We start from the raw sequence: 10,198 nt of genomic DNA, 5'->3' as shown, positions 1-10,198 counted from the left end.
GGACAGCGAGATATCGACATCGTTGCCGTGGAAACCGACGACGCCGACCGCATCGCGTATCGGAGGGATGCGGCCGGCGGTGTCGAAGCGCGATCCCTCGATCTGGAAGCGGCCGAACACCTCATCGGCCGAAAGCGGCACGCCGTTGCCCAGCCGGCCCGGCACCACCTGGAACTGAAGGTTGGCGTCGACGACACGGCCGCCGAACAGATTTGCCAGCACCCACAGCCGGGCATTGCGCGCCGAAAACCACGGCCATAGCTGCTTGACGTGAGAGACCTGCATGTCGTGGATGTTGAACGCCAGATTGATCCCCGGCACTTTGCCGTCGACGAACGCCACGGCGGCGGTGCCAAGCATCTCGCCCGAGCCGGCGGACCGAAGCGCGATCTGCTCGGCCACCAGTTTGTGGCTCACCGTGTTGTAGACACCGGCGATCCGGGCGAGGAAGGTGAGCGCCGGCTCGGGCGACTCCGAAGGCGCAAGCGACGACCCGTCGCTGGTCAGGTCGTAGCGATAGGAGGGCTCTTCACCCACCGCTCCGCTTGCCGGCTTCGGCCCGATCGAACCGGCGAAATCGAATGTCGAGCGGCCGGTCTTCAGCAGCAATCTGTCGACCTGGACCTTGTTGCTGCCAGCAACCAGCGTCGCATTGATATCGACGTCCGCCGCCAGCAATCCTCGCGTGCCGAGATCGAGGACAGAGCCCGTCGATGACAAAGCGGCCGTCAGCCGCGATGCGTTCACGCCGAACCCTTCCGATCCCGTCAGCTTCAACGCGACGGGTCCCAACTTGCCGGCAGCGGCCGCGCCGGTGTCGGCCAGATCGACGCTCGCATCCAGCGCCGTGACCCGGTGCGCCGCGATATCACGGGTGGCGGTAGCGGCAACCGTAAGCGTCCTGCCGTCGATGTCCGCCTTCGAGGAAAACTCCATGCCGCCCGGTCCCGACTGCACGACGGTGGCGTCGGTGATCTTGACGAGCTTGATCGCTCCGGTTTCGGGCAGCACGAATTCGACATTGCGAAGATCGATGCGACGCAGCGAATCCTCCCGCACGGCATCGAGTGCGTGGTTGATGTTTCCGAACACCGCGGCGGACAGCTTCTCCGGATCGATGAGGCCGTCCGCATTGCGCAGGCCGGCGGTCCAGTCGCCGCCTGACGGCATCGCCGCCACGACGATGCGGGCATCCGAGATCCTGGCGCTGGTCAGCCGCACATCTCCCCACAGCAGCGGGAACAGACGCACGCCGAAGCGCACGCGGCCGGCATCGGCCATCGGCTTGCCGTCTGATGTCTTCAAGCTGACGTCGCTGACCTGAAGCGCGATGAAACTCGAACCGTCGAGCGTGATGCGGGCAGGCCCGACCGCGACATTGACATCGACGCCCGCCAGTTTCTCAAGCGCCGTTTCCGCCTCGGCGCGAAGCCGGTCGGCTCCGATGCCGGAGGCGCCAACCAGATAAACGAGCACGGCGGCCAGCAGCACGAAAGCGACCAGACCGGCGAACAGTCGCGACAGGATGCGAAAACCGCGTCCGATCGACGCCTGACCAAGCGGCGGCACACGGCAGGCGGACGGAAAGGTCCCCAGGTCGGTGATCTCATCACGCCTGAACCGGATCTTCTCGTGCTGCGGTCGCTCCTGATCCACGCAATTTTCCGTTGTACGAACTCGATCGTGGACGAATCCCCGTCCGACACTATATCGGTGTGGCTTCGCGCGTAACCTCAAACAAGGGCATCGGTATGGCTGACCTCGACGTAGGCGATCTTGCGCCGCAATTTGACCTGCCGCGGGACGGCGGCGGATCGGTCAGCCTTGCCGCATCGTCCGGCAAGCCCATCGTGCTCTATTTCTATCCGCAGGACGACACAACAAGCTGCACGCAGGAGGCGATCAGCTTCTCGCAGTTGAAGCCGGAGTTCGAGAAGGCCGGCGCCGTGGTGATCGGCCTGTCGCCCGACCCCGTCAAGAAGCACGACAAGTTCAAGTCGAAATACAATCTCACCATCGACCTCGCCGCCGACGAGGAGCGCACGGTGATCGAGGCCTACCATCTGTGGGTCGAGAAATCGATGTATGGCCGCAAGTATATGGGCGTCGAGCGCGCGACGTTCCTGATCGGCCGCGACGGGCGGATCGCCAGGATCTGGCGCAAGGTCCGCGTCAAGGGCCATGCCGAAGAGGTGCTCGAGGCCGTTCGAGCGCTTTGAGGTTTGCCGGCGAGGCTGGCCCAGGTTCCCTTGCAACCTTACGCACGCCTGGCGGGCAATCGCTGCGAGCAAGCTATCGCTGCAAGCCTTTGTTAACCCTAATAATGTGTAATCAAGCTGTCGTGGTGTCGTAAACGAAAGCTTGGTCCCGTGAACGCAACCGGTCAGTCCGCAGTCTTCGGCAAGCGTAAGGAGCCCCATACGGTCATCATCGCCCGGGGCAACGAGATCAGGCATTTTACGATCCGACCGTGGCTGGCGGCCTTTATCGGCTCGGCGCTGGCCGCCATTGCCGTCGGCTACCTCATGGCCACCTCCTATCTCGTGCTGCGCGACGATTTGATCGGCGCCACAACGGCGCGTCAGGCGCGCATGCAGCAAGCCTATGAAGATCGCATTTCGGCGCTTCGCGCCCAGGTCGACCGCATCACCAGCCGCCAGTTGCTCGACCAGCAGCTGATGGAAACCAAGGTCAGCGAACTGCTTGAACGCCAGAGCCAGTTGAGCCAGCGTCATGGCCGCCTTGGTCCGCTGCTCGAACGCGCCGAGAGCGAGGTCGGCGCAGCGCCGGCCGAAGATCCGGCAGCGGCTGCGAAGCCGGACAAACGCGCCGAAGTGACCGGCAGCATCAAGGAGCCCGCGCGGAATTATGCGGTCGCCAGCCTGAGCGCCGATCTCGGCGCCGGCGACACAAGGCCGTTCTCGCTGTGGTCAACCCGCTCCGATCCGCTGCCCAATGATTCAGCCGCCGATCGTGCCGACAAGCTCTTCGTCTCGATCAACCAGTCGTTGAAATCCATCGAGAGCGATCAACTGACCCGCATCAGCACGCTTGCCGACAATGCCTATAAGAGCGCCGATGCCATCACCCAGGCGCTCGAGGCGGCCGGACTGCCCGTCGACAGCGACTTCGGCAAGGGCGACAGCGACGTCGGCGGACCGCTGATCCCGCTCGACAGTTCGATGATGTTCGACAGCAAGGTCAAGGAATTGGACGAAGCGCTTGACGCGCTCGACCATCTCAAGAAAGAAGCGCGCCAGCTGCCGCTGACCAACCCCGCGCCGGGCCACTCCGTCACCAGCCCGTTCGGCGTGCGCACCGACCCGATCCTCGGCACCGCGGCACTGCATTCCGGCATGGATTTCAGGGCGCCGATCGGCATGGCCGCAAAGGTCACGGCGCCCGGCACCGTCACCAAGGCCGGCTGGAACGGCGGCTATGGCCGCATGGTTGAAGTCGACCATGGCAATGGTTTTGCGACACGTTACGGGCATCTCAGCGAGATCGACGTGACCGTCGGCGAGAAACTGGACGCCGGCGCCGTCATCGGCAAGACCGGCAGCAGCGGCCGCTCGACCGGCCCGCATCTGCACTACGAAGTCCGCCACAATGGCGAAGCGATCGATCCCTTGCGCTTCCTCACGGTCGGCAAGAAGGTCGCCCAGTATCTGTAAGCGATCCCAGGCTCCTGCCCCATGCGCCGATGACCATCATGATGGCTGACTAAGGCGCTCCCGTAGACAGAAACGCCGTCGCTGCCGCAACCAGGGTGGTCGCGCCGACCTTCAACGCGGCCTCGTCGACACGAAACCGGGCGTGATGGAGCGGAAAGACCGATCCGATCTCCTCGTTCCGGATTCCCAGCCGAAAATAGACCGAAGGACGTTTCTCGCTGTAGTAGCCAAAGTCGTCCGCGATCGTCCATCCGGGCGTGTTGAGGACGTTGTCGGCACCGATGCAGGCCTTGGCGCTGGCGGCAATCAGCTCTGTCATCTCGACATCGTTGACGACGCCGGGTTCGCCCTTGTGGATGTCGACCTCGACACGCGCGCCGTGGCTCGTCGCCATACCCTCGGCTATCGTACGAACGCGGTGCCAGGCCCGCTCGCGGGTTGCATCGCTGCCGCTGCGGATGGTGCCTTTCAACGTGACCCTGCCGGCTGTGACATTGTAGGCGTTGCCGCCATTGATGGCAGTCACGGAAATCACCAGCGGATCGTACGGATCGGTCTCGCGCGAAACGATCTTCTGCAATTCGCTCACCAGGGAGCAAGCCACGGCCAACGCATCGACGCCTTCATGCGGTTTTGCCGCGTGTGCCGCCGAGCCGATGACGGCCACATCGAACGTGTCACAGGCCAGAGCGTAGGGACCGGAGCCGACGGCGATCTTGCCGGTCGGTGTGTACGGATCGACGTGGACGCAGATGGCGGCGTCGATGTCGTCGAGAAGCCCCTCTTCCACCACCCGCTTGCCGCCCGACGGTTCGTCCTCCTCCGCCGGCTGGAAGATCAGGCGAACGGTACCGCCAAAACTGTCCCGCGACTGGTGAAGATGCGCGGCCACCGCGAAAGCCATCGATGCATGGGCGTCGTGACCGCAGGCATGCATCACACCTGGATTCGTCGATGCATAATCGACGCCGGACTCCTCCTCGATCGGCAAGGCATCGATGTCGGCGCGAATGGCGATCTTTCGATTTGACGGCCTGCCGGCGCCGACAATATCGACGGCAAGGCCAAAGCCGGCGACGTCGCGAATGTCGACGATTCCCTGATCCACCAGCATCTGCCTGAGGTAACGCTGCGTGCCGGCCTCCTGGTTCGAAAGCTCGGGATTGCGGTGCAGATGGCGACGGACCTCGATCATCCGGTCGAGAATTCCGGCGTCGATATCGGTCGTCACGGTTTTCGCAACACCACCCGCCGTGGCCGAACCCTCAGGATTTGACATGGATCTCTCGCGGGAACTTCGTCAGGGTCTCGTGGCCGGTTTCGGTGACCAGGATGGTCTCGCTGACCTCGATGCCCCAGCCGTCCATCCACATGCCAAGGATGGAATGAACGACGTTGCCCGGTTCAAGCACCGTCTTGTCGCCCGGCCTGAGGCTGATCGTGTGTTCGCCCCAATCCGGCGGATAGGCGACGCCGATGGAGTAGCCGATGCGCGATTCCTTCTTCAGTCCGTAGCGCTGGATGACCTTGCGCCAGGCAGCTTCGACCGCTTCGGCAGTCGTTCCCGGCCTGACCGCGTTGAGCACCGCGTCCATGCCCTCGATCACCGCTTTGGCGGTATCCGAGACATTTGTCGGCGTCTTGCCAAGCTGCATGGTCCTGGCGAGGCCGGCGGCATAGCGGCGGCAAACGCCGGCAAGTTCCAGCGCAATCGTCTCGTTTTCTCCAAACCGCCTGTCGCTCCACATGATGTGCGGCGCCGAGGCATTCTCGCCACCGAGGATTGTCGGCGGAAGCGCTGTGATGTCGCCGGCAAAATCCGGGCTGCCCGCGATCTGCGCCGCCTGGATGGCGGCGATGGCGTCGCATTCGCGAACGCCCGGCGCGATCACCTCGAAGGCTCGCGTGACGGCAGCTTCGGCGAGCGTCGATGCCTTGCGCAAATAGGCGATCTCCGGCGCCGATTTGACCGCCCGGATCCAGTTCACCAGCAGGTCGGCATCGTGCCATTTTGCATTGGGAAGTCCGGCGACAAGCCGGGCGTGCGCCTTGGGGGAGAAATAATAGGCTTCGAGTTCGATGCCGATATGGCGACTCCCCCAGCTCTTGGCGACAATCCAGTTCGCAATCCAGTCCATGGGATGGCGATCGCCTCGCTGGACATGGTCTTCCGGAAAGCCGACCACGTTTTCCGGTTTCATCCAGGCTGTCAGAAGACCGCCGGCCGCATCCATGGCGCGCCCGATCCAGACCGGCTCGACCTCCTCGATTGGAACCAGCACCATTTGCGGCGTGTAGAACGACCAGCCGTCATAACCGGTGATGTAATGCTGGTTGGCAACGTCGTTGACGACAAGAAGCTCGAGACCGCGCTTGGCCATCTCGGTGCGGATCTTGCGAAGCCGCTGTCGGTACTCGTCGCGGGCAAACGGCAATTCGATCATCTTTGCTCCTGCTTTGTCATCAACGGTCGCGGGTTCGCTCACCATTGAAGAGGTTTCGCCATGGCGGCAATCGGCCAGGGCGGCGTGTGGGCAGGTCCTGAATCGGGTACGTCCATACCCGGCCTTCCCAAGATTTGTGTTTCATTATCATTTATTTTTGAATTCCATTTGACTGAATAAATAAGCGGTGCCAAGCTATCCTCTCCTAAGGGGCGCAAGGCATGGCACTGCGGGGGACCAATCAGGAGTTCGGGCGGCCATACAACCGGCGCATCGTGCTTGAGTCCATCCGCCTGCACGGGCCGATCGCGCGCGGCGAGATCGCCCGGCGCGTCGGCCTCACCGTCCAGACGGTATCGACCATCGTTCGCGAACTGGAAGATCAGGACTACATCCTGTCGCTGCGCGAAGAGCCGAGGGGGCGCGGCCTGCCGCCGGCGACGCTCCGGATCAACCCCGAGGGCGGCTATGCCGTGGGTATCCACATCACTCCGCTTGGTATCAGCGCCGCCTTGATCAATCTGAGCGGCGACGTGATCGAGAGCATCTACCGCGAAGCGCCGAACGCGACGCCGGACCGCGCCTTCGAGTTGATCGGGGCGATGGTGGTGGAATTGACCCGGCTGCGGGCTGGCGGACGGGTGCTGGGGGTCGGCATGGCCCTGCCCGGCCCATTCGACGTGGAGTCCATGAGTTTCGTGGGGCCGACCACCATGACCGGCTGGAAGGATGTCGCGCTGCGCGAACGGCTGGCGGCCTCCACCGGATTGCCGGCCTTCTTTGAAACCGATATGGCCGCGGCCGCCATGGGCGAGCGCCTTTATGGCCTCGGCGCCCAGTTTTCCGAATATTACTATCTCTATTTCGGCGTCGGCCTTGGCGGCGTCATGGTTCATGACGGCAGCGCCTTGCGCGGCGCCTGGGGAAATGCCGGCGAGATCGGACACATTCCCGTCATTCCCGGCGGCGAGGCCTGCCCGTGCGGCAACAGCGGCTGCCTCGAAAGATATTTGTCGCTCGAGGCGCTCCGGCGCTGGAACGGCAGCGAGGCCGACTGGGTGGCCGAAGTCGCACCGATCTTTCACAACGCCGTCGCCGTCATCGAGAACCTGTTCGACCCGGAGACGGTCATCCTCGGCGGGCTGGCATCCACCGACCTGCTCGAAATGCTGGCTGGTTCGGCCGCAGGCCTGCACAACTCCGTCTCGGCCCGCAAGGACCGCACGACGCCCAGGGTCGTGGTCGCGCGCGGCGGACAGCATTCCGTGCTGCGCGGCGCCGCCGCCCTGGCGGTTTCCGGGGTTCTGTCACCTCGCTTCGGGCAGATGTTCGCGGCCGAACGCGAACGCGAGCGCGACCTTCTCAAAGGCAGGGAGATTGCGGCATGAGTGAACCCCTGCTGGTGCTCGACAACGTCACCAAGAACTATGGCGCGATCGAAGCGCTCAAGGGGATCAGCTTCTCGATCGACAAGGGCGAGGTCGTGGCGCTGCTGGGCGACAACGGCGCCGGCAAATCGACACTGGTGAAGATCATATCAGGCGGACTGGAGCCGACATCGGGCCGCATGCTGTTCGAGGGCAAGGAATTCCTCGCCAAATCACCGGCCGAGGCCAAGGCGGCCGGCATCGAGACCGTCTACCAGGATCTCTCGCTGTGCACCAACGTCGACGTGGTCGCCAATTTCTTCATGGGCCGCGAGATCACCCGCAAGTTTCTCGGCATTCCCGTGCTTGACGAGCGCGCCATGGAAGCCGTCGTCGGAAAGGCGCTGGCCAATGCCGGCACCCGCATTCCCTCGCTGCGCGCCAATGTCGAGCATCTTTCGGGCGGCCAGCGGCAAGCCATCGAACTCAACCGCTTCGTGCACTGGGGCGGCAAGCTGGTGCTGCTCGACGAACCATTCGCCGCCCTCGGTGTCGAACAGACGCGGCGCGGTCTCGACATGATCCGCCAGGTGGCCAACCAGGGCATCGGCGTCGTCATCATCACCCATATCATGCAGCAGGCTTTTCAGGTCGCCGACCGGATCGTGGTGATCCGCCAGGGCGTCGTGGCCGGCGATGTCGCACGCAATAAAACAAGTCCCGACGCGGTGATCAACATGATCACCGGTGAGACGCTTGCCGGTGCCGGACCGACAGGCTGAGGGACAAAAGAGGGGTCCGGCTTAAGAGGAGCGAACGACATGAAGCGAATACTTCTTGCTGTCTTCGGTATCCTTGCACTGGCCTTTGCCACGCTCACGCCGGCATTCGCCCAGTCCAAGGGTATCGTCTACTATATGGTGCCGACCCTGCTGGACGAGTTCCAGACCGGCTCGGTGAGCGCGCTGGAACTGTTCCTGAAGCAGACCGGCTACGAGATGAAGACGCTGAACGCCGACAACAAGACCGACGCCCAGCAATCGCAGATGAACGATGTCATCGCGCTGAAGCCGGCGGCCATCATCCTGGCTGCAGTCGACTTCAATGCGCTGAAACCGTCCATCGAAGCCGCGCGCGCCGCCGGCATCCCGGTGGTCGAGTTCGACCGCCAGATCACCTCGACCCCGTCCGACTTCACCTCTGTCGCCGGAACGGTCGAGATCGGCTACGTCGCCGCGGATCAGGCCGAGAAGCTGCTGAAAGCCAAGAACGGCTCGGTGAAGGGCAAGGTTCTGCAGGTGCTCGGCGACCCCGGCGATCCCTACACGCTCGACATCCAGAAGGGTTTTGAGGAGAAGATGAAGGCATTTCCGGACGTCAAGATCATCTCGCTTCCGGCCATGCAATGGGAAGCCAGCAATGCCGGCACAATCGTTGCCGACCAGATGCTGGCCAACCCCGACATCGACCTGATCTTCAGCCATGCCGCGCACCTATCGGTCGCCGCCGTCGCCTCGCTCGAGGCGGCCGGCAAGAAGCCGGGCGACGTCATGCTGATGAGCTCGAACGGCGCTCCGGTCGGCCTCGACCTGATCCGCAAGGGCTGGCTCAACGCCGAAATCGAGCAGCCGCTTTACGCGCAGGCCGCGGCTGTCGCCATGTTCATGGACAAGATCGTCAAGAAGCAGGAAATCAAGCCCGGCGAATACGACGTGCTCGGCCTGAAATCGACCGTGACCAAGGAAGCCTGGGGTCCGAACATCAAGATCCCCGGTGCAGCGATCACCAAGGAAAACGTCGATAATCCGGCCTTCTGGGGCAACCAGAAGCCGCCGACGGACACCGTCAAGTCGGTCGAATAGTCATCTGAAAGCGCTCCGGGCCGTAGCGGCCCGGAGCCTGCCTTTCACACCGCCGCGTCCGAAAGGATGCCGTGGCGAATTTGAATCCGCGCCTGAACCCGACGAAATCGAGTTGATTTCGCGGGGGCGCCAACCGGATCAACCCATGAACCCGCGCACACGCAAAGCCCTGGAGTTCGTACTCGACAACCTCGTCTGGTTCATGCTGCTGTTCGTGCTGGTGGTCTTCTCCATCTTCGTCCCGAACTACTTTCAGCTCGGCATCTTCGCCAATATCATCGAGGCTTCGAGCGTGCTCGGCGTCATGTCGATCGGCCTGGCGCTGGTGATCATCGCCGGTCACATGGATCTGTCGGTCGAATCCGTCGCAGCGCTCAGCGCCATGGCGGTCGGCATCCTGTTTTGCTCGTCGGGCATCGGCATGGGCGTGCAGCTGCATCCCGAGTGGCTGATGGTTCCGGTTTCGCTGCTGCTGGCGCTGGCAGTCGGGGGTCTCATCGGCGCCTTCAACGGCTATCTGGTGGTCAAGGTGAAGATGAGCGCCTTCATCATCACGCTGGCGTCCTACATCTGGGTGCGCGGCCTCGTGTTGGTCGTGTCGGGCGGCCGCTCGGCGCAGGACCTGGCGCCGGCCATCCGCTGGTTCGGCATCCAGCGCCTTGTCGGCCTGCCGCTCACCGCCTGGATCGCGGTTGGCTGTTTCGTGGTCTTTTCGCTGATCATGGCCAAGACGCCGCTCGGCCGGCATCTGGTGATGATCGGCGGCAACGAGACGGCGACCTTCCGCGCCGGCATCCGGGTGAACCGCAATCTCATCATCGCCTTCGTGCTCGCCGGCGCCATCGCCGGCC

9 protein-coding genes and 1 pseudogene are annotated in these 10,198 nt (G+C 63.5%); 6 read left to right on the top strand and 4 right to left on the bottom strand.

The window, feature by feature from the left end; genetic code table 11:
• Positions 1 to 1,656, bottom strand: a pseudogene (locus EN879_RS10950) (hypothetical protein); the annotation flags it as partial.
• A gap of 95 nt (positions 1,657 to 1,751) precedes the next feature.
• On the opposite strand from EN879_RS10950, the gene EN879_RS10945 reads away from it, so the two are divergent.
• Together EN879_RS10945 and EN879_RS10940 are read left to right on the top strand one after the other, a co-directional pair.
• Positions 1,752 to 2,219: a peroxiredoxin gene (locus tag EN879_RS10945; protein ID WP_063167801.1), complete on the top strand. Its 468-nt coding sequence runs from the start codon at positions 1,752 to 1,754 to the stop codon at positions 2,217 to 2,219.
• A gap of 150 nt (positions 2,220 to 2,369) precedes the next feature.
• Positions 2,370 to 3,674: a M23 family metallopeptidase gene (locus tag EN879_RS10940; protein WP_063167800.1), complete on the top strand. Its 1,305-nt coding sequence runs from the start codon at positions 2,370 to 2,372 to the stop codon at positions 3,672 to 3,674.
• 49 nt (positions 3,675 to 3,723) lie between these two features.
• Here EN879_RS10940 and EN879_RS10935 read toward each other — a convergent pair whose 3' ends face one another.
• From EN879_RS10935 to EN879_RS38935, 3 genes are read right to left on the bottom strand one after another with little or no spacing between them, the layout of a single operon-like run.
• Positions 3,724 to 4,953, bottom strand: coding sequence for an amidohydrolase (locus EN879_RS10935; RefSeq protein ID WP_127274050.1), 1,230 nt, complete (start codon positions 4,951 to 4,953; stop codon positions 3,724 to 3,726).
• Positions 4,940 to 6,118 (bottom strand): M24 family metallopeptidase, encoded by a 1,179-nt coding sequence (locus tag EN879_RS10930; RefSeq protein ID WP_063170211.1) that lies wholly within the window; start codon positions 6,116 to 6,118, stop codon positions 4,940 to 4,942. The genes EN879_RS10935 and EN879_RS10930 overlap by 14 nt, the downstream gene beginning before the upstream one ends.
• A gap of 38 nt (positions 6,119 to 6,156) precedes the next feature.
• Positions 6,157 to 6,312, bottom strand: a complete 156-nt coding sequence (locus tag EN879_RS38935) for a hypothetical protein (RefSeq protein WP_164752000.1) — start codon at positions 6,310 to 6,312, stop codon at positions 6,157 to 6,159.
• A gap of 27 nt (positions 6,313 to 6,339) precedes the next feature.
• Here EN879_RS38935 and EN879_RS10920 point away from each other — a divergent pair, with 27 nt between their 5' ends.
• From EN879_RS10920 to EN879_RS10905, 4 genes are all read left to right on the top strand, one after another.
• Complete coding sequence (locus EN879_RS10920) at positions 6,340 to 7,506, top strand: ROK family transcriptional regulator (RefSeq protein ID WP_063167798.1); 1,167 nt, start codon at positions 6,340 to 6,342, stop codon at positions 7,504 to 7,506.
• A complete protein-coding gene (locus tag EN879_RS10915; protein WP_063167797.1) occupies positions 7,503 to 8,267 on the top strand; it encodes an ATP-binding cassette domain-containing protein in 765 nt (254 codons plus the stop codon). The genes EN879_RS10920 and EN879_RS10915 overlap by 4 nt, the downstream gene beginning before the upstream one ends.
• A gap of 39 nt (positions 8,268 to 8,306) precedes the next feature.
• Positions 8,307 to 9,347, top strand: a complete 1,041-nt coding sequence (locus EN879_RS10910; protein WP_013532176.1) for a sugar ABC transporter substrate-binding protein — start codon at positions 8,307 to 8,309, stop codon at positions 9,345 to 9,347.
• 145 nt (positions 9,348 to 9,492) lie between these two features.
• Positions 9,493 to 10,198 (top strand): ABC transporter permease (locus EN879_RS10905; RefSeq protein ID WP_245493812.1); only part of this gene is annotated, 706 nt, incomplete at its 3' end.

This window comes from Mesorhizobium sp. M7A.F.Ca.AU.002.02.1.1 (assembly GCF_003998535.1).
GTDB lineage: Bacteria > Pseudomonadota > Alphaproteobacteria > Rhizobiales > Rhizobiaceae > Mesorhizobium > Mesorhizobium ciceri.
The sequence above is the reverse complement of the archived record's forward strand: the minus strand, read 5'-3'. Positions and strand labels throughout refer to the sequence as shown.